The organism is Streptomyces sp. NBC_01306 (genome assembly GCF_026340465.1).
GTDB lineage: Bacteria > Actinomycetota > Actinomycetes > Streptomycetales > Streptomycetaceae > Streptomyces.
The window spans coordinates 5,968,137-5,989,135 of sequence record NZ_JAPEPC010000001.1 but is presented as its reverse complement, the minus strand read 5'-3'; the positions used below and the strand labels follow the sequence as shown (position 1 = coordinate 5,989,135).

The window sequence follows — 20,999 nt, the reverse complement described above, 5'->3', positions numbered from 1 at the left end:
CCCATGACACCCCGGTCCCGCATGTCAACGTCTGAATCCGCCGGAGAGGAACCCGCGCCCATGACCGCTGTCGAACCCGGCCCGGTGGGAGCACCGGAGCGTGCGCCGGACCTCGTCGTGGGTGTCGGGGCCTCCCGCGGGGTCCGTGCCGACGAGGTCATCGGGCTGGTCGTGGCCGCCCTGCGGGACGCCGGTCTTTCGCCGCTCGATGTCGCCGAGCTGACGACCGTGGACAGCAGGGCCGGCGAGCCGGGGCTGCTCGCCGCCGCCGTGCGGCTGGGGGTGCCGCTGCGTCCGTACGGCGCCGCCGTGCTCGCCCGGATCGAGGTGCCCCACCCGTCGGACACGTCACGGGCCGCGGTCGGCACCCCGTCGGTCGCGGAGGCGGCCGCACTCGCCGGCGGCGGCGAACTGCTCGTCCCGAAGCGGAAGTCGGCGCCGCACGGCCGCCCGGCGATGGCGACCTGCGCCGTCGTACGCCGTGAACCGCCCGCACCACCGGGCCCGGGGCACCGGATGGCGCCGCGCGGCGCCGTCGCGGATCCGGGACTTCCACAACAGCCCCACCTCCACCCTGATGACGAGGGGCACCACCTTCACCACCATGGCAGTCATGCGCTCACACACTGACGTCCACGATCTGCGGCACCACGGCGACGCGGAGGTACGGGACTGCGGTCCCGGCGGCCTCACCGACCTCGCGGTCAATGTCAGGGCGGGCACTCCCCCGCCCTGGCTCAGGGACCACATAGCGGGGTCGCTCGGCGGCCTGGCCGCGTACCCCGACGGACGGGCCGCCAGAGCCGCGGTGGCCGCCCGGCACGGGCTGCCGGTCGAACGGGTCCTGCTGACAGCCGGCGCCGCCGAGGCGTTCGTGCTGATCGCCCGCGCCCTTCCGGTGCGCAGACCCGTGGTCGTGCATCCGCAGTTCACCGAGCCGGAGGCGGCGCTGCGCGACGCCGGGCACACGGTGCGGCGGGTGCTGCTGCGTGCGGAGGACGGTTTCCGGCTGGATCCGGCGGCCGTGCCCGAAGCGGCGGACCTGGTGGTGGCGGGCAATCCGACCAACCCGACGTCCGTACTGCACCCGGCCGGAACGCTCGCCTCGCTGGCTGCGCCGGGGCGGCTGCTGGTGGTCGACGAGGCGTTCATGGACGCGGTGCCCGGCGAGCGCGAGTCGCTCGCCGGCCGTACGGATGTGCCGGGCCTGATCGTCCTGCGCAGCCTCACCAAGACCTGGGGTCTCGCGGGGCTGCGGATCGGCTATGTGCTGGCCGACCCGGAGACGGTGGAACTGCTGGCGCGCGCACAGCCGTTGTGGCCGGTGTCCACCCCGGCGCTGGCCGCGGCCGAGGCGTGCTCGGCGGCTCCCGCACTGGCCGAGGCGGAGCTCGCCGCGCACGCGATCGCCGAGGACCGCGCCCATCTGCTGGCCGGTCTCGCGGAGTTCGACGAGGTACGCGCGGTCGAGGCGGCCGAGGGCCCGTTCGTGCTCGTCCGGATGGAGCGTGCCGACGAGGTGCGGGAGCGGCTGCGGCAGCTGGGCTTCGCGGCCCGCCGCGGTGACACCTTTCCGGGGCTCGGGCCCGAGTGGCTGCGGCTCGCGGTGCGCGACCGTGCGACGACCAACCGGTTCCTGCAGGCGCTCGACCAGGCGCTGAGCGGAATCTCCGGCTGACGTCCGGACGGGCCGGGGCCGCACCCCCCTCCGGTGCGGCCCCGGCTCTCGTACGACCGGCACTCGTACGGCCCGTGCTCGTACGGCCGGCTCTCGTAAGCCCCGTCGTACGGCCCGGCTCCCGTACCGGTCAGGCCTTGTTGCGGCTCCGTCCACGGGCCACCGCGAGCGCGCCGCCGCCGGCCAGGACCAGGGCCGCCGCGCCTCCCGCGATGTACGGCGTCATGGAGCTGCCGCCGGTCTCCGCGAGGTGCTCCTTCTCCGGCGCGGCCGCCGGCTTCGGGTGGGCCACGGTCTGTTCCTCGACCCCGGTGGCGGGGGTGGGCTCCGCCGGCCGGCCGCCGCCCTGGTGGCCCGCCGGGGCGGCCTTCGGCGACTCGCAGGTCGCCTGCGCGAGGGTCACCTCGCCCTGGACATCGGCGACGTTCAGCTTCAGCGGGTTGACCGACACCTTGAGCTGCAGCGCGGTGGCGGCGGCCGTACGGGATGTCGTGCTGGTCTTCGAGAGGTCGAGCGTGACATCACCGACGGCGGGCACATGGATCCGGGTCGAGCCACCGGCGGAGAGCGTGATCCGCTTGCCGAGCACGGTCACATGGCCGAGCACGTTCGACTCGGCGTGCGGCCGCTCACCGGCCTCGCAGACCGCCTTCGACGTGACCTTCTCGACCTCGATCAGCGACAGCAGCGGCAGCCCGGGGACATGGACCGACGCGCGGGCGACGTTGGCGTACCCCTCCGCCCTGTGCCGGTCGGCCGTCGCCCGGGCGGTGGCGACATCGGCGCGCAGCAGGCTGAACGGGCGGCCCTTGTCGACACCGTCCAGCTTCGCGGTCAGCGCGGTCCTGTCCGCGCTGGCCGGGGCGTGCACCTCGTTGAGCGCGACCGTGAGCGGCACATCGACGGTCTTGTTGAGCAGCGAGACATCGAGCCCGGTACGGAGCACGACTGCGCTCGCCTTTCCGTCACTGCCGGTGGCCGCCTGGGCGGGCGCCGCGGCGAGGAGCGCCGCGGGGCCCGCGGTCAGCGCGGCGGCCACACAGACGGCGGCCGTACGGCGTGCGGGCATACGGAAGGTGTTGCTGTTCAAAGCGGTGGTACCCCCACAAGAGACATGACGTCGCCGGGGGCGCAGCTCACGGGGACTTCGTGGGTGCGCCGGCGACCGAGACACCGGAATCTTTACGCACTGTGGGTGAACGGTCAGCAACCTGACGTGAGTTCACTCCAAAGTGGCGTTTCCGCGTCTGCATTCGAATCCTGAGGCACGGGCGTTCCTCTGAACCCCTCGTTTCACCGCCCCGAGGTGGTGCGCCGGTGGCCCCGCGGGGCGCACACCAGGTGCCTCAACGAGTGCGGGCGCCCTCACGTCACGCCCGGTCAACCAGGCACCCTCCGGAACGCCGACCCACCCCGGCACCGAGTGGTCCTGGCGGTCCGGGTGGTTCTCTCACCCCACCACCCGGCCTTCGAGGACCACCCGGTGCGGGGCACCCAGCACCCGTACGTTCTCGCGCGGGTCCTCCGTGTACACCACGAGGTCGGCCGGCGCGCCCTCGGTGAGCCCCGGCCTGCGCAGCCACTCCCGGGCGCCCCAGGACGCAGCCGACAGCACGTCGGACACCGGGATGCCCGCCTTCACCAGCTCCGCCGCCTCCTCGGCGACCAGGCCGTGCGGCAGCGAGCCGCCCGCGTCCGTGCCGACGTAGACCGGCACACCCGCGTCGTAGGCGGAGCGGACGGTGTCGTAACGACGCTCGTGCAGCCGCCTCATATGGGCGGACCAGCGCGGGTACTTGGCGTCGCCGCCCGCGGCGAGCTGCGGGAAGGTCGCGATGTTCACCAGCGTCGGTACGATCGCGACCCCCCGCTCGGCGAAGAGCGGGACGGTCTCGTCGGTGAGCCCGGTGGCGTGCTCGATGCAGTCGATCCCCGCCTCCACGAGGTCGCGCAGCGAGTCCTCGGCGAAGCAGTGCGCGGTCACCCTGGCCCCGAGCCGGTGCGCCTCGGCGATCGCCGCCTCCACCTCCCCGCGCGGCCAGCAGGCGGAGAGGTCCCCGGTGTCCCGGTCGATCCAGTCACCGACGAGTTTGACCCAGCCGTCGCCGTTGCGGGCCTCCCTCGCGACGTACTCGACGAGGTCCCCCGGTTCGATCTCATGGGCGTAGTTCCGGATGTAGCGGCGGGTGCGCGCGATGTGGCGGCCCGCCCGGATGATCTTCGGGAGGTCGGCGCGGCCGTCGATCCAGCGGGTGTCGGAGGGCGATCCCGCGTCGCGCAGCAGCAGCGCCCCGGCCTCCCGCTCGCCGAGCGCCTGCTTCTCGCTGGTCGCGTCGTCGACCGCGCCGTGCGCGTCGAGCCCGACGTGGCAGTGCGCGTCGACCAGCCCTGGCAGCACCCATCCCCGCACGGTGACGGCCTCCGCGGCCGGGCGTACATAGGTGATCCGCCCGCCGACCACCCACAGTTCGTCCCTGACGTCGTCGGGCCCGACCAGCACCCGCCCCTTCACATGCAGCACCGTGTGATCGCTCATGCGGCGAGCCTAACGACGGGGCCACGCCGGGCGGCAGGGGCCCGGAATCCTGCTCAGTACCATCGGACCGGCAGCCCGAACGAACTCGCGAAGAGAGCACCACAGTGACGCACCCCTTCCTTGACCTCGCCCCGCTCACCCCCGCGCACTTCGCCGCGATCGAGCGGCAGACGGCCTCGCTGCTCGGCACCCGGCAGGACATCGTGATCATGCAGGGGGAGGCGCTGCTGCCGCTGGAGGGCTGCATCCGCTCCGGCGCCAGGCCGGGCTCCACCGCGCTCAATGTGATCACCGGGCCGTACGGCCAGACCTTCGGCAACTGGCTGCGCGACTGCGGGGTCACCGTGGTCGACCTGGCCGTGCCGTTCCACACCGCGGTCACCGCGGACCAGGTGCGCGAGGCGCTCGCCGCCCGCCCGGAGATCGACTTCGTGTCCCTGGTCCACGCGGAGGCGGCGACCGGCAACACCAACCCGGTCGCGGAGATCGGTGAGGCGGTACGGGCGCACGGCGCGCTCTTCATGCTGGACGCGGTCGCGTCGGTGGGCGCCGAGCCGCTGCTGCCGGACGCCTGGGGGGTGGATCTCTGCGTGATCGGCGCGCAGAAGGCGATGGGCGGCCCCGCCGGGGTGTCGGCCGTCTCCGTGAGCGAGCGCGCCTGGCAGCGGTTCGCGGAGAACCCGCGGGCTCCGCGCCGCTCGTACCTGTCGCTCCTGGACTGGAAGGAGCGCTGGATCGACGCGGGGCGCACCGCGCTGCCGCACGCGCCCGCCCAGCTGGAGATGCTGGCGCTGGGGGCCTGTCTGGAGCGGATCGAGTCGGAGGGCCCCGAAGCGGTGATGGACCGGCACGCACGGGCCGCCGCGGCAACCCGGGCCGGGGCGCTCGCCCTGGGTGGCGGACTGGCGCCGTTCGTGCACGAGGCACGGGACGCGGCCCCCGTGGCCACCACGCTCCGGACCCCGGCCGGGGTCGACGCGTCGGAGCTGGTCGCGAAGGCCCTGGCGGCCGACCCCACGCTGCCGCTGATCGCGGGCGGCGGGGCGCTGGCCGGGGAGATGGTGCGGATCAACCACTACGGCCCGGACGCCGCCCAGGGCGTGGTGCAGTCCTCGCTCGCGGCACTGGGTGCCGCGCTGAGCGACGCCGTACCGGGTGGCCCCGCTTCGGGTGGTCCGGGGGCCGCTGTCGATCTGGAGGCCGCACGCGGCGCCGTGTCGGAGGCCTGGCAGCGCGGCTGAGCCACCGGCCCCGTACGGCGGGGGGTGTGTACGGCCCGGCCCCGTACACACCCCCGTACACACAGCCCGCGTAATCAAAGAATTGCAGAATGCAGAATTCCGGCTTTTACCAGTACAGGCAACTTTTTTCTTCTGCCCGCTTTCCCGGACCCTAAACGCAGTATTTTCCACAGGTTCCATCAGCGGGTTTCGGACACACATCACGAAGGTTACGCATCTGTGACCGACCCCACAGTACGGTCACTTTGCCCGATAATTCCGGTACAAATCAGCCATATTCGCGACCGGAGAGGCGCCGACCCGCGCCCGCGCGATAGCATGGACTGAACTTTTGGCCAACCCTGCGCCAGAATGCATTTTTCGAATTTGCTGGGTAAATTTCCTTTACATGACCGCCGCGCAAGAAGACCTTGTACGTGCCCGTAGCGAATTCCAGGAGATAGACACCCCACGAGTGGAGGACGGGGCCGCGATCTGGCGTATCGCCCGCGACTCCGAGGTGCTGGACCTCAACTCCTCGTACAGCTACCTGCTGTGGTGTCGCGACTTCGCAGCGACCTCCGTGGTGGCGCGCGACACGGCCGGTGCCCCCATCGGCTTCGTCACCGGATATGTCCGCCCCGACCGTCCCGAAGCCCTCGTCGTCTGGCAGGTCGCCGTCGACCAGGCATACCGCGGCCAGGGCCTCGCCGGCGTACTGCTGGACGGGCTGGTCGCCAAGGTGACCGCCAGGGGAGTGGTCCGGGAGCTGGAAACCACCATTTCTCCGGACAACACCGCGTCCGACCGCCTGTTCCGCTCGTTCGCAGAGCGTCACGGGGCGGCAGTGGAACGTGAAGTGCTCTTCGACGGCGGACTGTTCCCCGAAGGGACGCACCAGCCGGAAGTGCTGTACCGCATCAGCCCCGTCTCGGCCTGACTGACATCCCTCACCCCCAGGAGATTGCTGTGACCATCACCCCGCCCGCCCTGAGTGTCTTCGAGACCCTTGAGTCGGAGGTGCGCAGTTACTGCCGCAGCTGGCCGGCCGTGTTCGACCGGGCCCAGGGCAGTTACCTCCACGACGAGGACGGCCACACCTACCTCGACTTCTTCGCCGGAGCCGGTTCACTCAACTACGGCCACAACAACCCGGTGCTCAAACGCGCGCTGATCGACTACATCGAGCGCGACGGCATCACCCACGGCCTGGACATGGCCACCACGGCGAAACGCGCCTTCCTGGAGTCCTTCCAGAACGTGATCCTGCGCCCGCGCGACCTGCCGTACAAGGTGATGTTCCCGGGCCCGACAGGCACCAACGCCGTCGAGTCGGCGCTGAAGCTGGCCCGCAAGGTCAAGGGCCGCGAGTCCGTCGTCTCGTTCACCAACGCCTTCCACGGCATGTCGCTCGGCTCACTGGCCGTGACCGGCAACGCCTTCAAGCGGGCCGGCGCCGGTATCCCGCTGGTGCACGGCACACCGATGCCGTTCGACAACTACTTCGACGGCCAGATCCCGGACTTCCTCTGGTTCGAGCGTCTGCTGGAGGACCAGGGCTCCGGTCTCAACAAGCCGGCCGCCGTGATCGTCGAGACGGTCCAGGGCGAGGGCGGCATCAATGTGGCGCGCGCCGAGTGGCTCCGCGCACTCCAGGACCTCTGCCACCGCCAGGACATGCTGCTGATCGTCGACGACATCCAGATGGGCTGCGGCCGCACCGGCGGCTTCTTCTCCTTCGAGGAAGCAGGCATCACCCCCGACATCGTCACGCTGTCGAAGTCCATCAGCGGCTACGGGCTGCCCATGTCGCTCTGCCTCTTCAAGGGCGAGCTCGACGTGTGGGAGCCGGGCGAGCACAACGGCACCTTCCGCGGCAACAACCCGGCGTTCGTCACCGCCACCGCCACCCTTGAGACGTACTGGTCCGACGGCCAGATGGAGAAGCAGACGCTGGCCCGCGGCGAGCAGGTCGAGCGCGCGCTGCTGGCTCTGGTCGAGGAGAATGACGGAGCGGGCGTGAGCTTCCGCGGCCGTGGCCTCGTCTGGGGCATCGAGTTCGAGGACAAGCCGCGTGCCACAGCCGTCGCCCGCCGCGCCTTCGACCTCGGGCTGCTGATCGAGACCTCCGGCCCGGAGAGCGAGGTCGTCAAACTGCTCCCGCCGCTGACCGTCTCCACCGAAGAACTGGACGAGGGCCTGAGCATCCTGGCCCGTTCCGTCCGCGAGACCGCCTGACGCACCACGCACCATCGCACCGGCTACACAGAAAGGCTCACGTCACAGTGATTGTCCGATCGTTCAAGGACGTCGAGGGAACCGACCGCCACATCAAGTCGAAGTCGGGGACCTGGGAGAGCAAGCGCATCGTCCTCGCCAAGGAGAAGGTCGGCTTCTCCCTGCACGAGACCATCCTGTACGCGGGAACCGAGACATCGATGTGGTACGCCAACCACATCGAGGCCGTGCTCTGCACCAAGGGCGAGGCCGAGCTCACCAACGACGACACCGGCGAGGTCCACTGGATCGAGCCCGGCACCATGTACCTGCTCAACGGGCACGAGAAGCACACTCTGCGCCCGAAGACCGACTTCCACTGCGTCTGCGTCTTCAACCCTCCGGTCACCGGACGGGAGGACCACGATGAGAACGGCGTTTACCCGCTGCTGACCGAGGAGGCCTGACAGCCATGACCGAAGTACTGTCCAACATCCGGGCGGACCTCTATCCCACCCGTGGCGCGAGTGAAGTGACCACCCCCCGCCAGGACCCGGTGGTCTGGTCGCAGCCCGGCGCGGCGGGCCCGATCGCGCAGCCGGAGCTCCAGGGCTTCGAGCGGGACGGGTTCCTCACCGTCGGCGATCTGCTCACGGACGACGAGGTGGCCCTCTACCGCGCGGAACTGGACCGGCTGATCGCCGATCCGGACGTCCGCGCCGATGAGCGCTCCATCATCGAGCCGAAGTCCCAGGACGTACGGTCGGTCTTCGAGGTACACAGGCTCAGCGAGGTCTTCGCGCAACTGGTGCGGGACGAGCGGCTGTTGGACCGGGCCCGGCAGATCCTGGGGTCGGACGTCTATGTCCACCAGTCCCGGATCAACGTCAAGCCGGGGTTCGGAGCCAGTGGTTTCTACTGGCACTCGGACTTCGAGACGTGGCACGCCGAGGACGGTCTGGCGAACATGCGGACCGTGTCCGTCTCGATCGCACTGACCGAGAACTTCGACACCAACGGCGGCTTGATGATCATGCCGGGTTCGCACCAGCACTTCCTGGGGTGCGCGGGTGAGACGCCGAAGGACAACTACAAGCGGTCGCTCCAGATGCAGGACGCGGGCATCCCGTCGGACAAGGCGCTGACGCGGATGGCGGACGCCCACGGCATCAGGCTCTTCACGGGCCGGGCCGGCTCGGCCACCTGGTTCGACTGCAACTGCATGCACGGTTCGGGTGACAACATCACCCCGTACGCCCGCAGCAATGTCTTCATCGTGTTCAACAGCGTGGAGAACGCGGCGGTGGAGCCCTTCTCGGCTCCGATCCGGCGGCCCGATTTCATCGGGGCGCGGGACTTCACTCCGGTGAAGTGATCTGAGGTACGCGGGAGGGGGACGGCACAGGGTGCCGTCCCCCTCCCGCGTATGCCGGTGCTTCCCGGGCTCAGCCGGAGAGCACGTCGAGGAGCCGGTCGACGTCGGCGGCCGAGTTGTAGAGGTGGAAGGCGGCGCGCAGGTTGCCCGCGCGGTCGGAGAGTTCGATGCCCGCCCGGCCGAACTCGTCACGGCGGTGGCCGAGCCCCGGGGCCGCGACGATCGCCGAGCCGGGAGCGGCGACGGCGCGCTGTCCGATCCGGTCGAGTCCGGCCCGGAAGCGGTCGGCGAGTGCGACATTGTGGCGCCCGATCGCCGCCGGCCCGGTCTCCTCGATCAGGGCCAGGGAGTGCCGGGCTCCGGCGTACGAGAAGAGGCCCGGGGACTCGTCGAACCGCCGTGCGGAGTGGGCGAGTTCGGCCACCGGTCCGTAGCAGCTGCTCCAGGGCTCCTCCCCCGCGACCCAGCCGCCGAACACCGGCGTCAGCCCGCCCAGGTCATCGGGGACCACCAGGAACGCGATACCGCGCGGGCAGGCCAGCCATTTGTAGGCGACGGCCACGGTGTAGTCGTCCTCGGCGGCGTCGAGCGGGAGCCACCCCGCCGACTGCGACGCGTCCACCAGTGTGCGGGCGCCGTGCGCACGGGCCGCGGCCCGGATCGCCGCCAGGTCGGCCATCCGGCCGTCGGCCGACTGCACCGCGCTCACCGCGACGAGCGCGGTGCCCGGGCGCACCGCTTCGGCCATCGACTCCAGCGGCGCGAAGCGCACCTTGAGGCCGGCGCGTACGACGAAGGGGTTCACCAGCGAGCTGAAGTCGCCCTCGGCCAGCAGGACTTCGGCCCCGTCGGGGAGGGCGGTGGCGATCAACCCGCAGTAGACGGCGACCGAGGTCCCGGCCGCGACACGGGCGGCGGGGACTCCGGCGAGCCGGGCGAAGGAGGCGCGGGACGCCTCCACATCGGCGAACATGTCGGCCTGCCTGCCCACGGCCGCGCTCGTCACGGCGGTGTGGATCGCGGCGACGGTGCGGGCCGGGAGCAGACCGCTGCTCGCGGTGTTCAGATATGTCGTCTCGGGCGCGAACTCGGCGCCTGCCAAGGTCTCCATGGGCTCCACTCTGCGGCCCCGGCCGCGCACCGTCCATGGCGCGACAGCGCCGGGGCCCTCCAAGTGGTCCTTATGGAACGGCGCTGACCCGCGGGTTCTCCCCCCGGTGCGGGCCGTGTTCACTCACCGGCACAGGCCACCACATCGATCTCGACCAGGATGTCCATCAGCTCGGATCCCACCGTGGTGCGCACCGGGTACGGCGCCGTGAAGAACTCTCCGTACGCCGCGTCGAATGCGGCGAAGTCCCGGTGGAGCCGGGCCAGATGGACGGTCACCTTGACGACGTCGTCCAGGGTCAGCCCGCACTCGGCGAGGACCGACCGGACGTTGCGCAGCACCTGGGCGGTCTGCTCCCCGACCGTGCCGGGTACCTCCCCGGTCGCCGGGTCCTGCGGGCCGAACCCCGCCGTGTACAGGAATCCTCCGGCCACCACGCCCTGGCTGTAGGCCCCGGCGGGGCGTGGCGCGTGCGCGCTGTGCACCGCCTGCTTGCCGCCGCTGCGCTGTCCGGGCTGCTGGTCTGTGTGGATTTCCGGTGCCGGGCTCATCCGGTCAGGTCTCCTTCGCGCTCGTTGACCCCTGCGAAGTGGCGCAGCTTCTCCTCGTCCACGCTGACGCCCAGGCCGGGTCCGGTGGGCACCCGCAGCCGGCCGCCTTCGAGGTGCAGCGGCTCGATGATGTCGTCGGCGTGCAGGTAGTACATGCTGTCGATCGCCCGTGACAGGACCGGGGTGCTGGACACGACGGCCAGATGGGCCGCGGTCGCGATGCCCAGCTCGCCGCCGCTGTGCAGGTTCATCCCGAGCCCGAACGTCTCGCAGTGGGCCGCGAGCGCCTTGGTCGCGGCGATGCCGCCCCACTTGTAGACGTCGCCGTGGATCACGTCGACGGCGTTCAGGCGTATCGCCGGGGCGAACTCCTCGAAACGGACGACGCACATATTGGTGCAGAGCGGGATCCGGACCTTGGCGTGCACCTGGCTCATGCCCTCGATGCCGACGCAGGGGTCCTCCAGGTACTCCAGGTCCAGTTCCTCCAGGGCGATCCCGGCGCGCACCGAGTCGGGGACCGACCAGGCCGCGTTCGGGTCGACCCGCAGATTCACCCGGGGCAGGGCCTCGCGGACGGCCCGCAGGATGGCGACGTCACCGGCGACGTCCCTGGTGCCCTTGAGCTTGACCGCGTCGAAGCCGCCTTCGGCCACCACCCGTGCGGTGTGCTCGGCGAGCGCCTTCGGCAGCCCGTCCGCGCCCACTCCGGGCGCGTCGGCGCGGGTCACCAGTGCGGTGATGGGGACCTCGTCGCGTACCGGACCGCCCAGCAGGTCGGTGACGGACTGCCCGGTGGCCTTGCCCATCGCGTCCCAGCAGGCCACGTCCAGGGCGGCGATGGCCGCGTATCCCAGGTAGCCGTGGAAGAACGGCACCATGTGCTGTTTGCGGTGGAAGCTCTCCAGGGCGAACGGACTGGTACCGATCAGGTCCGCCGCGAGCGCTTTGACGATCGCCGCGACCGGCCGGCCCCACATCGTCTCGCCCCAGCCGTCGACACCCGTGTCGGTACGGATCCGCACCACCGTGCGGGTCTCGCCCGTCTTGGTCTCGAACGAGCTGGTGAACGGATTCACCAGCGGAAGGTTCACGACCCACACGTCGACATCAGTGATCTTCACAGCTCTCTCTTTCTCGCATCGGGCCCTCATCGGGCCCTCATCGGGCTCTTCGGGGATGTCCTGGTGCAGGGATCTGGTGCAGGGATCCGGCGGCTCAGCGGGTCGCCGCGTCGAACGCGCGGATCGCGCGGGCCAGCCCGGTGGCCCGGTCGTCGAGCAGCCGGGTGCCCCGCTCCGCGTCGGCGCCGGACGCGTCGTCGGTCGCACCGCCCACTCGCTCCCACTCGCCGTGGCGCTCCACGGTCAGCCCCGGGTACGGCGGGTTGTCGAAGAGCGGTGGGGGCTCGACGGGCGCGCGGGCCGGTACCGGCGTACGGACGAGGTCCGGGTGGGCCGCCAGCATCAGCGAGGTCTCGAACCATCCGGCGTGGCCGGGGGTGACCTCGGGCCTGCCCCCGTCGTCCGCGCCCGATGTGACGGTCCAGTACGAGCATGCGGCGACGGTCACATCGGAGCGCAGCGCGAACCGCTTCACGGCGAGGCGCATGATCTCGTCGTTGCCGCCGTGTCCGTTCACCACCATGATCCGGCGGTATCCGCTGGTCACGAGCGAGTCCAGGATGTCGTCCAGCACCGCGCCCAGGGTGGCGGCGGAGAGCGAGACGGCGGCGGCGAACAGATGGTGCGGGCTGTGCCCGAAGGGCAGGGCCGGCAGCCGTACGAGTTCCGGTGCGTCCGGCTCCCCGGCGAGCAGGGCGCCCGCCCGGTCGATCACCGCCTCGGCGAGCAGGGTGTCGGTGCCCATCGGCAGATGTCCGGCGTGCTGCTCCTGGGACCCGATGGGCAGCAGGGCGATGCCGTGCTCACCGGCCGCGCGCACCTCGCCCCAGGTCAGTTCGGTCAGCCGGGCCTGGCCGGTCGGCCGCGGTCGGCTCGGTTGCAGTTGGCTCACAGCGCTACCTCCTCGAAACTCCGCCGTGGCAGAGTCGGCGCATGGTGCAGAGACGTTCTCCGTTGCGGTTGGTGTCCGAGCCCGCTCCGGCCCCCCTCGTGCCGGGCGCCCGGCGGACGCTCGGCGCGGTCGAGCTGGTGCCCGGCCGGGTCACGGCGGCCGTCCTGACGATGTCGGGCGCCGTGCTGGAGCGGGCGGAGGCCAGGTACGACGCGGGCGCGGCGACGACCCGCGACATCGACGCCGCACTCGCCGGGGCGGCCCGGGTCTTCGCCGGTCATGATCCGGACGGGGTGGGGGTGGCCGCCGCCGGCCTCGTCGACCCGGAGGCGGGCCTGATCACCGAGGTCAACGACGTTCCGGCGCTGCACGGCTACCCGGTGGCCGAACGGCTGGGCGCTCTGACCGGGCTGCGGGTGCGGGTCGAGCACCGGGCCAGGCTCCAGGTGCTCGGCGACCGCTGGTTCGGTGCGGGGCGCGGGCGGCGTACCTTCGCCTCGGTCTCGACCGGTGAGGTGCTGGGGGTGGGCATCCTCTACGGCGGTGAGGTGCTGGCCCCGCCCGGGGGCCGCAGCGGCGCCCATATGACGGTGTCGGCCAGCGGCGACCCGTGCACCTGCGGCCGCCGCGGCTGCTGGAAGACGGTGGCCACCACCCGCTGGCTGCGGGAGCGTTCGCGGGCGGCCGGGCTCGGCGACCGCGTTTCGCTGGCCGGTCTGGTGGAGCGGCCGGACGAGCAGGCCCGCCGGGTCGTCGAGGAGTACGCGCGGAACGTGGCCCTGGGCCTGGTGAACGTGCAGCAGCTCTTCGCCCCCGGCCTCTTCGTGCTGCACGGCGAGGCCCGTGAGGGCGGCGAGCGCTTCCGTACGCTGATCGAGGAGCGGCTGCGCGCCGACAGCGCCGACGGGGCGTCGGGCGCCGCCGAACTGCCGAGGGTGCAGGTCAGCCCGGCGGCCGTGGACGATGTGGCGCTGCTCGGCGGGGCCGGTCTCGTCCTGTCGCAGCTGTAGAACGGCGAGCGCCGGGGCAGGTCCGGTCATCGCTGATCCGCCTCCGCCCCGGCGCTCTCCCTGCGGGGCCCCGCCGTCCGGCGTGCGGTGCGCGGGTCCGGGTCGGGGACCGCGTCGAGGAGCCGGCGGGTGTACTCGTGCCGGGGGTGCCGGAAGACGTCGGCCGCGTCGCCGACCTCCACCAGGGCGCCCCGGCGCATCACGGCGACCCGGTCAGCGACCTGGCGCACCACGGCCAGGTTGTGCGAGACGAAGACATAGGTCAGGCCCAGCCGCTGCTGGAGCTCAGCGAGCAGATCGAGGATCCTGGCCTGCACGGAGACGTCGAGAGCGCTGGTGGGTTCGTCGAGCACCACGAGCCGGGGTTCGATGGCGAGCGCGCGGGCGATCGAGACGCGCTGGCGCTGACCGCCGGAGAACTCGTGCGGATAGCGGTCCTGGATACCCGCGTCCAGACCGACCGCCTCCAGGAGTTCACCGACACGCTCCCTGGTGCGGGCCCTGCCGCGTCGCCCGCGTGCCGCCGGATCGTGGGTGACCAGGGGTTCCGCCACGATGTCGGCGATCCGCATCCGCGGGTTCATGCTGGAGTACGGGTCCTGGAGGACGACCTGCATCTCCCGCCGTACGGAGCGCAGCTGGGCCGGGGTGAGGGCGCCGAGGTCCTGCCCGGCGAAGCGCACACGGCCCGCGGTGGGTTCGATGAGCCGCAGCAGCAGCCTGGTCAGCGTGGTCTTGCCGCACCCCGATTCGCCGACCAGGGCCAGGGTCTCGCCCTCGTACACCGTCAGCGACACGTCGTCCACCGCCACGCTCACCGGCCTGCTGCCGAACTCCTTGCGCAGTCCGTCCAGTTCGAGCAGTGGACTGCCTTGTCCTGATGTCATGCCGGCTCCAATCGGGGGGTGGCGTCCAGGAGCCGGCGGGTGTAGTCGTCCGCCGGGTGCGCGAAGACGTCCAGGACGTCGCCGGTCTCCACGACCCGGCCGCGGTTCATGACGGCGACCCGGTCGGCGGTCTCGGCCACCACGCCGAGGTCGTGGGTGATGAGGACGACGGCCATGCCGTGCCGTTGCCGCAGCTCGACCAGGAGATCGAGGATCTGCCGCTGCACGGTGACGTCGAGGGCGGTGGTCGGCTCGTCGGCGATGAGCACCCGCGGCCTGGCGACCAGCGCGGTCGCGATCATCACGCGCTGGCGCAGCCCGCCGGAGAGCTCGTGCGGGTACTGCCGGTAGCGGCGTTCCGGGTCGGGGATGCCGACCTCGTCCAGGGCCGCGACGGCGGCCTCCCGGGCTTCGGACCTGGACAGCCCCTGGTGGTGCCTGAGCACTTCGGCGACCTGGCTGCCGACCCGTTGGAGCGGGTCGAGGCTGGTCATCGGGTCCTGGAAGACCATGGCGATGTCATGGCCCCTGATCCGGCCGAGCTCCTTCTCGGAGAGCGCGAGCAGGTCGTGGCCGTCGAAGAGGATCTCGCCGCCGCTGTAGACGCAGGGCGGCGCCGGGTTGAGGCGCAGTACGGAGAGTGCGGTGGCCGTCTTCCCGCTGCCGGACTCGCCGACGACGGCGAGCGTCTCCCCGGCGTCGACCTCCAGGGAGACACCCCGGACGGCGTGCACGGTGGAGCTTTCGAGCCGGAAATCGACGCTGAGGTCGTTGATGCGGAGCAGCGGATCTGCGGGTTCGGGGGTGGGCGCGGGGGTGGGCTTCATCGGCGGTACGCCTTCGGGTCCGCGACGTCGCGCAGGGCGTCGCCGGTGATGTTGACAGCGAGCGAGGTGATCATCAGGGCGGCTCCGGGGAAGACGGCGAGCCACCAGGAGGTGCCCAGGTAGAGCTGTCCGTCGGAGAGCATCGAGCCCCAGGTGACGGTCTCCTTGGGGACACCGAGGCCGAGGTAGCTCAGGGACGCCTCGGCGACGATGGCGGCGGCGATGTGCAGGGTGCCGATGGTGGCGAGAGGCGCCATCACGTTGGGCAGCAGATGGCGGCGCATGATGGTGGCGTCCGTGACGCCGATGGCCCGTGCCTCGGTGATGAAGTCGCGGGAGCGCAGCGACATGACCTCGGAGCGGACGACGCGGGCGTAGGAGACCCAGCCGGTGAAGCCGAGCACGAGGATCACGTACCAGAGGCCGGAGCCGAGGAATCCGACGATGGCCAGCGCCAGCAGAATCGCCGGGAAGGCCAGCTGGACGTCGGCCAGCCGCATCAGTACGCGGTCGGTCCAGCCGCCGAAGTAGCCGGAGGCCAGCCCGACGGCGGTGCCGATGACTCCGGCGAGGAGCGCGGCGCCCGCGCCCACAAGGAGCGACACCCGGGTGCCGTAGATGACGCGGGACAGCATGTCCCGGCCGAGCTGGTCGGTGCCGAGGAGATGGGCGCTGCTGCCGCCGTGCTGCCAGGCGGGCGGCCGGAGCCGCAGCAGCAGGTTCTGGGCGTTCGGGTCACAGGGGGCGATGAGCGGGGCGAACACGGCGGCGATCAGCATGACCGCGAGTACGGCCAGGGCGATGACCGCGAGCCGGTTGCGCAGCAGGGCCCGCAGTGCGGCGGATCCGGGACCGCGGGCCGGCGGCGCGGCCGGGGCGGGAGGTGCCGGCGGTGCAACAGGCATCGTGTCCGGCGTGTTCGTCGTGTTCTTGGGACTCACCGGGCGCAGCGGACTCACTTGGTTGACCTCACCCTCGGGTCGAGGAAGCTGTAGGAGAGGTCCACCAGCAGGTTCACCACGACGAAGGTGGCGGCGAAGAAGAGCACCGTTGCCTGGACCAGCGGGAAGTCGCGTTTGGAGATGGCCTCGATCGTCAGCTGTCCGACGCCGGGCCAGGAGAAGACCTGTTCGGTGAGGATCGCGCCGCCGAGCAGGCTGCCCACTTCGAGGCCGACCACCGTGATCACGGGCAGCGACGCGTTGCGCAGCCCGTGCCTGAGCACCACCTTGACCGGGCCGAACCCCTTGGCCCTCGCGGTACGGATGTGGTCGGAGGAGAGCACGTCGATCAGTGAGGACCGCAGCAGCCGGGCGACGACCGCGATGGAGTAGACGGCGAGGGTGACCGCGGGGAGCACGAGGTTGGCGAAGGTGCCGTATCCGGACGCCGGAAGGACATGCAGTCCCACCGCGAAGACCAGGATCAGCAGGATGCCGACCCAGAAGGGCGGGGTGGACTGTCCGAGCAGCACTCCGGTCATCACTCCGCGGTCGGAGGCCCGGCCGCGGCGCATGGCCGCGAAGATCCCGGCCGGCACCGCGATGACCAGGGTCACCACCAGTGCGGCGCCCGCGAGTTGGAGGGTGGCGGGCAGCCGGTCGGCCAGGACGGTCCTGACCGGTTCGTTGTAGAAGAGGGAGTTCCCGAAGTCGAGGCGGGGCAGCCCCCACAGGAAGTCCAGGTACTGGGTGAGCAGCGGCCGGTTCAGTCCGAGGCTCGCCCGCAGCACGGTCTCCTGGTGTGCCGTGGCGTCCGGCGGGAGCAGCTGTTTGACGGGGTCGCCGGAGAGCCGGACCAGGAAGAACGAGACGGTCGCCGTGCACAGCAGGACGAGCAGCGCGGTGCCCAGCCGCACCAGGACGCCGCGCAGCAGCCGGGTCCGGTCGCGGGCGGTACGGCGGGCCGGGCCGGGCGTCGTCGTGTCCGGTTCCCGGAGGGACAGGTCGCTCATACCGTGACCTCCGCGTTCTGCATGGCCAGCGAGCCCACGACGCCCGGTTTCCACCGGGGCCGCGCGTTGCGGGCGAGGATGTTGTCGAGCTGGTAGAGGAAGACGAAGGGCGCCTGCTCGCGCATCAGCCGCTGGAGGTCGGAGAAGGCGCGGGCGCGTTCCGCGGGGTCGACCGACAGCTCCTCGGTGTCGATGAGCCGGTCGGCCTCCTTGGAGTGCCAGCGGCTCTGCCTGCGGTCGCTGCGTACGACGGACTGGAGCATGCTCTCGCCGTCGAGGGTCCAGACGGTGCTCGCCGCCAGATACATCGGGCCGAGCGCGCCGTGGTCGTCGGAGGTGAGCCGGGCCGCGTACGTACCGGGGTCGAGGAGGGCGACGCGGGCGTGCACCCCGGCGCGGGCGAGGAGTCCGGAGAGCGCTTCGGCGACGTTGGAGTCGACGTTGGACGCGGTGAGCGTGGTGGAGAATCCGTGCGGGTATCCGGCTTCGGCGAGCAGTGCGCGGGCCTTCGCCGCCGAGCGGGTGAAGGGCTTGACGGACGGGTCGAAGCCGAAGGCGCCGCGCGGGATCATCGCGGGGACCTCACGGGCCTTGCCGCCCAGCACCGCCTTGATCAGCAGCGGGACATCGATCGCGTGGTTGAGCGCCTGCCGCACCCGGTGGTCGCCCAGCGGGCCGCCGTCCAGGGTGTTCAGCGAGAGGTACGAGGTGCGGATGCCGGGGTAGCTGTCCAGCGTCACCCCGGTGTACCCGTCCAGCTGCTGGGCGGCGTCGGGGGTCAGCCCGGTGACGAGGTCGACGCCGCCGCTCTGGAGGGCCGCGAGCGAGGAGGACGGGTTGGGCGCCGGGCTGAAGACCAGTTCGTCCACGCTCGGCCTGCCCTGCCAGTGCCCGGGGTTGGCCCGCATCCGCAGCTGGTGGTCGCGCTGCCAGCTGACGAAGGTGAACGGGCCTGTGCCGACGGGGTGGTTGGCGAATCCCTCGTCCCCGACGCGGGCGATATAGCGCGGCGGGACGACGACTCCGCCGAACAGGGAGAGCTTGTCGGGCAGGATCGGGTCGTGCAGCGTGGTGTGCACATCCACGGTGAGCCGGTCGACGACGCTCACGCTCTTCACGTAACGCAGCTCGACGATGGGCGACTTGGTCGCCGGGTCGAGCAGCCGCTCGATGCTGAACTTCACGGCGGCCGCGTCGCAGGGTTCGCCGTTGTGGAACTTCACGCCGGGGCGCAGCCGGAACCTCCAGGTCCGCTCGGAGCGGGCCGTCCAGGAGAGCGCCAGGCGCGGGTGCAGCTTGTTGTCGCGGCCCCGGGTGGTGAGCGTGTCGAACATGTTGATCAGGGCGTTCATCGACACCATGTCGCCCTGTTTCTGCGGGTCCATGGTCGTGGCGTCGCCGGGCTGCGAGACCCGCAGGACATTGCCGGCGCTGCTCGCGGGGTCGGCACCACACCCCGTCAGGAGAGCCGGGGCGGCGACGGCCGGGACGAGCAGACCGCCGAGCCGCACCACGTCGCGGCGGGACGGGTGATTGCGGTCCACGGCCCACCCCTGACGTATTCGTTCCATTGAACAACACTTCCGTTCCGGAAGATGGAATGCGATGGGGTTAAGCTAGGCGTCATGCCGAACACGGTCAACACCCGATCGAGCGAGCAGGAGCCCGGGAAGGGCCCGGTCGACAAAGCGATGGAGGTACTGGAGGCACTGGTACAGACGGGCGGCCCGCACCGGCTGGGCGAGATCGCGCGGCGCACCGGACTCACCAAACCGACGGTCCACCGCCATCTGCGGACGATGGCCGAGTACGGCTTCGCCCAGCCGGCGGAGGGCGGCAGTTACCGCGCGGGGCCCCGGCTGCTCGGCCTGGCCGCCGCCGCGCTGGACACCGGGGACGACCTCCGGCTGGTCCGCCCGGCACTGGCCGATCTGCGCACCCGCACCGGCCAGCTCGCGTACTACGCGGTACGGCACCGGACCACCGCCGTACACCTGGAGCAGTCCGAACCGGTGCGCGGCTACCTGCTGAGCACCCGGCCCGGCGGCGAGACCCCGCTGTACTGCACCGCGGCGGGTCTGGCGATGCTCTCCGCGCTGCCGGAGCCGGAGGTGGCAGCGGTACTCGAAGAGACCCCGCTCACCGCACACACCTCCCGTACGCTCACCGAACCCCGCGCGATCCGGGCCGAGTTGCGCCGTACGGCGGAGCGGGGTTACGCGGTCGACGACGAGTACCACGAGCTGGACGTCCGCGCGGTGGCCGCACCGGTGACGGACGGGGACGGGCGGGTGGTGGGCGCGATCGGCATCTCCGGGCTGACGTTCACCCTGGATCCGGAGAGCGCCGGACTGTTCGGCCCGATGGTGCGCGCGGCGGCCCGTACGGTCTCGGCCGGCCTCGGCAGCAGCGGCCCCGCACTGGGCGTCGTCGGAGGCACGACCGCATGGGACGGTGACCGGACATGAGCGCGGCAGGCATGGACTCGGCGGCGGGCACCGACTCAGCGGTGGGCAGGGAGCCAGCGGGGGGTACGGAGCCGGCGGGAGGTGCGGCGGACACCGGCCGGCCGGCCGACCTGCTCGCCGCCGGACGGGAGCGCCGGGTGTACTCGGCTGCCGCCTGGTCGGTCGGCACCGCCGACGGCCCGCTGGACCGGGGCTGGACCGGCACCAGGAGCTGGGCCGGTCCTGAGCTCGACGGCAGCGAGCTGTGGGATCTCGCATCGGTGACCAAGCCGGTCGCGGGCCTCGCGGTGATGGCCCTGATCGATGCGGGCGCCCTGGCGCTCACCGACACGGTCGGCGCGCATCTGCCGGAGTACCGGGGCGGCGACAAATCACACCTGACGCTCTATCAACTGCTCACGCACACCTCGGGGTTGCCCGGCCGGGTACCGCTCTACCGGGAGAGCCCGACGCGTGCGGCGCTGCTGGACGCGGTACGGGAGCTGCCGCCGACCGCTCCCCCGGGCGCCCGCGTCGAGTACTCCTCGCAGGGCTTCATCCTGCTCGGGCTGATCGCGGAGGCCGCCACCGGGCGCCCGCTGGACCGGCTGGTGGCGGAACTGGTCTGCGCACCCCTGGGGTTGGCGGACACCGGATTCACCCCGGACGCGGCGGGCCGGGCCCGCGCGGTGGCCACCGAGGACTGCCCGTGGCGCGGCCGGGTGGTGACCGGCGAGGTGCACGACGAGAACGCCGCTGTACTCGGCGGGGTGGCCGCCCACGCCGGTCTGTTCGCCACCCTGGGCGACATGGAGCGGCTGGGCCGGTCACTGGCGGGCGGCGGGCGGGAGCTGCTGCGCCCCGCGACGTTCGCCCTGATGACAGCGGGCCACACGGACGGTCTCGCGCTGCGCAGGGGGCTCGCGTGGCAGGGCCAGGACCCGGCCGGCTCCCCCGTCGGCGACTCCTTCGGGCCGGACTCGTACGGGCACACCGGGTTCACGGGCACGAGCCTGTGGGTCGACCCGGCGACCGGACGGTACGCGGTGCTGCTCACCAACCGGGTGCATCCCAGCCGGGACGGGGACGGCATCGCAGCGGTGCGCCGCGCCTTCCACGACGCGACGCACCTTCTCGGCGGGCGGTGACCAGGGGCGGAGCAGCCGGAGA

At 71.7% G+C, this 20,999-nt stretch carries 20 protein-coding genes and 1 pseudogene; 10 read left to right on the top strand and 11 right to left on the bottom strand.

Going from position 1 to position 20,999, the window contains the following annotated elements; genetic code table 11:
* Positions 1–99: 99 nt before the first annotated feature.
* Positions 100–483: pseudogene (locus OG385_RS26415) on the top strand (cobalamin biosynthesis protein); the annotation flags it as partial.
* Between the two features lie 130 nt (positions 484–613).
* Positions 614–1,678, top strand: coding sequence for an Rv2231c family pyridoxal phosphate-dependent protein CobC (cobC, locus tag OG385_RS26410; RefSeq protein WP_323183855.1), 1,065 nt, complete (start codon positions 614–616; stop codon positions 1,676–1,678).
* Between the two features lie 130 nt (positions 1,679–1,808).
* On the opposite strand, the gene OG385_RS26405 is transcribed toward cobC, so the two are convergent.
* Positions 1,809–2,768, bottom strand: a complete 960-nt coding sequence (locus OG385_RS26405) for an SCO1860 family LAETG-anchored protein (RefSeq protein ID WP_323183854.1) — start codon at positions 2,766–2,768, stop codon at positions 1,809–1,811.
* A gap of 360 nt (positions 2,769–3,128) precedes the next feature.
* Positions 3,129–4,214 carry an amidohydrolase family protein gene (locus tag OG385_RS26400; protein WP_266858269.1) on the bottom strand — a complete coding sequence of 362 codons (1,086 nt, stop codon included), beginning with the start codon at positions 4,212–4,214 and terminating at the stop codon, positions 3,129–3,131.
* Positions 4,215–4,318: 104 nt separating this feature from the next.
* Between OG385_RS26400 and OG385_RS26395 the strand changes: the two genes are divergently transcribed.
* From OG385_RS26395 to thpD, 5 genes are all read left to right on the top strand, one after another.
* Complete coding sequence (locus tag OG385_RS26395) at positions 4,319–5,455, top strand: alanine--glyoxylate aminotransferase family protein (RefSeq protein WP_266858267.1); 1,137 nt, start codon at positions 4,319–4,321, stop codon at positions 5,453–5,455.
* Positions 5,456–5,843: 388 nt separating this feature from the next.
* Positions 5,844–6,374 (top strand): diaminobutyrate acetyltransferase, encoded by a 531-nt coding sequence (gene ectA, locus OG385_RS26390; RefSeq protein ID WP_266858265.1) that lies wholly within the window; start codon positions 5,844–5,846, stop codon positions 6,372–6,374.
* A 29-nt stretch (positions 6,375–6,403) separates the two neighbouring features.
* Positions 6,404–7,672: a diaminobutyrate--2-oxoglutarate transaminase gene (gene ectB / locus OG385_RS26385; RefSeq protein ID WP_266858263.1), complete on the top strand. Its 1,269-nt coding sequence runs from the start codon at positions 6,404–6,406 to the stop codon at positions 7,670–7,672.
* Positions 7,673–7,719: 47 nt separating this feature from the next.
* The gene (locus OG385_RS26380; RefSeq protein WP_266858261.1) at positions 7,720–8,118 is read left to right on the top strand and encodes an ectoine synthase; all 399 of its coding nucleotides are present in this window, start codon (positions 7,720–7,722) and stop codon (positions 8,116–8,118) included.
* 5 nt (positions 8,119–8,123) lie between these two features.
* Positions 8,124–9,026, top strand: coding sequence for an ectoine hydroxylase (gene thpD, locus OG385_RS26375; protein ID WP_266858259.1), 903 nt, complete (start codon positions 8,124–8,126; stop codon positions 9,024–9,026).
* A gap of 70 nt (positions 9,027–9,096) precedes the next feature.
* Here thpD and OG385_RS26370 read toward each other — a convergent pair whose 3' ends face one another.
* The 4 genes from OG385_RS26370 to OG385_RS26355 form a co-directional block, all read right to left on the bottom strand.
* Positions 9,097–10,137 carry an aminotransferase class V-fold PLP-dependent enzyme gene (locus OG385_RS26370; RefSeq protein ID WP_266858257.1) on the bottom strand — a complete coding sequence of 347 codons (1,041 nt, stop codon included), beginning with the start codon at positions 10,135–10,137 and terminating at the stop codon, positions 9,097–9,099.
* 119 nt (positions 10,138–10,256) lie between these two features.
* Positions 10,257–10,688 carry a RidA family protein gene (locus tag OG385_RS26365; protein WP_266858255.1) on the bottom strand — a complete coding sequence of 144 codons (432 nt, stop codon included), beginning with the start codon at positions 10,686–10,688 and terminating at the stop codon, positions 10,257–10,259.
* Entirely contained in the window at positions 10,685–11,812 is a 1,128-nt protein-coding gene (locus OG385_RS26360; RefSeq protein WP_266858253.1) for a mandelate racemase/muconate lactonizing enzyme family protein, read from the bottom strand. The genes OG385_RS26365 and OG385_RS26360 overlap by 4 nt, the downstream gene beginning before the upstream one ends.
* A 94-nt stretch (positions 11,813–11,906) precedes the next feature.
* Positions 11,907–12,695, bottom strand: coding sequence for a creatininase family protein (locus tag OG385_RS26355; RefSeq protein WP_266861176.1), 789 nt, complete (start codon positions 12,693–12,695; stop codon positions 11,907–11,909).
* A gap of 71 nt (positions 12,696–12,766) precedes the next feature.
* On the opposite strand from OG385_RS26355, the gene OG385_RS26350 reads away from it, so the two are divergent.
* A complete protein-coding gene (locus tag OG385_RS26350; protein WP_266861174.1) occupies positions 12,767–13,714 on the top strand; it encodes an ROK family protein in 948 nt (315 codons plus the stop codon).
* A gap of 26 nt (positions 13,715–13,740) precedes the next feature.
* Here the strand turns inward: OG385_RS26350 and OG385_RS26345 are convergent, their stop codons facing one another.
* From OG385_RS26345 to OG385_RS26325, 5 genes are read right to left on the bottom strand one after another with little or no spacing between them, the layout of a single operon-like run.
* Positions 13,741–14,601: an ATP-binding cassette domain-containing protein gene (locus tag OG385_RS26345; protein ID WP_266858251.1), complete on the bottom strand. Its 861-nt coding sequence runs from the start codon at positions 14,599–14,601 to the stop codon at positions 13,741–13,743.
* Positions 14,598–15,428, bottom strand: a complete 831-nt coding sequence (locus tag OG385_RS26340; protein ID WP_266858249.1) for an ABC transporter ATP-binding protein — start codon at positions 15,426–15,428, stop codon at positions 14,598–14,600. Before OG385_RS26340 ends, OG385_RS26345 begins: the two co-directional genes overlap by 4 nt.
* Positions 15,425–16,333 (bottom strand): ABC transporter permease, encoded by a 909-nt coding sequence (locus OG385_RS26335; RefSeq protein ID WP_266858247.1) that lies wholly within the window; start codon positions 16,331–16,333, stop codon positions 15,425–15,427. The genes OG385_RS26340 and OG385_RS26335 overlap by 4 nt, the downstream gene beginning before the upstream one ends.
* A gap of 50 nt (positions 16,334–16,383) precedes the next feature.
* A complete protein-coding gene (locus tag OG385_RS26330; RefSeq protein WP_266858246.1) occupies positions 16,384–17,382 on the bottom strand; it encodes an ABC transporter permease in 999 nt (332 codons plus the stop codon).
* On the bottom strand, positions 17,379–18,953 hold the full coding sequence (locus tag OG385_RS26325; protein ID WP_266858244.1) for an ABC transporter substrate-binding protein: 1,575 nt from the start codon (positions 18,951–18,953) through the stop codon (positions 17,379–17,381). The genes OG385_RS26330 and OG385_RS26325 overlap by 4 nt, the downstream gene beginning before the upstream one ends.
* A gap of 54 nt (positions 18,954–19,007) precedes the next feature.
* Between OG385_RS26325 and OG385_RS26320 the strand changes: the two genes are divergently transcribed.
* Positions 19,008–19,850, top strand: coding sequence for an IclR family transcriptional regulator (locus OG385_RS26320; protein ID WP_266858242.1), 843 nt, complete (start codon positions 19,008–19,010; stop codon positions 19,848–19,850).
* On the top strand, positions 19,847–20,977 hold the full coding sequence (locus tag OG385_RS26315; RefSeq protein ID WP_266858240.1) for a serine hydrolase: 1,131 nt from the start codon (positions 19,847–19,849) through the stop codon (positions 20,975–20,977). Before OG385_RS26320 ends, OG385_RS26315 begins: the two co-directional genes overlap by 4 nt.
* Positions 20,978–20,999: the final 22 nt, after the last annotated feature.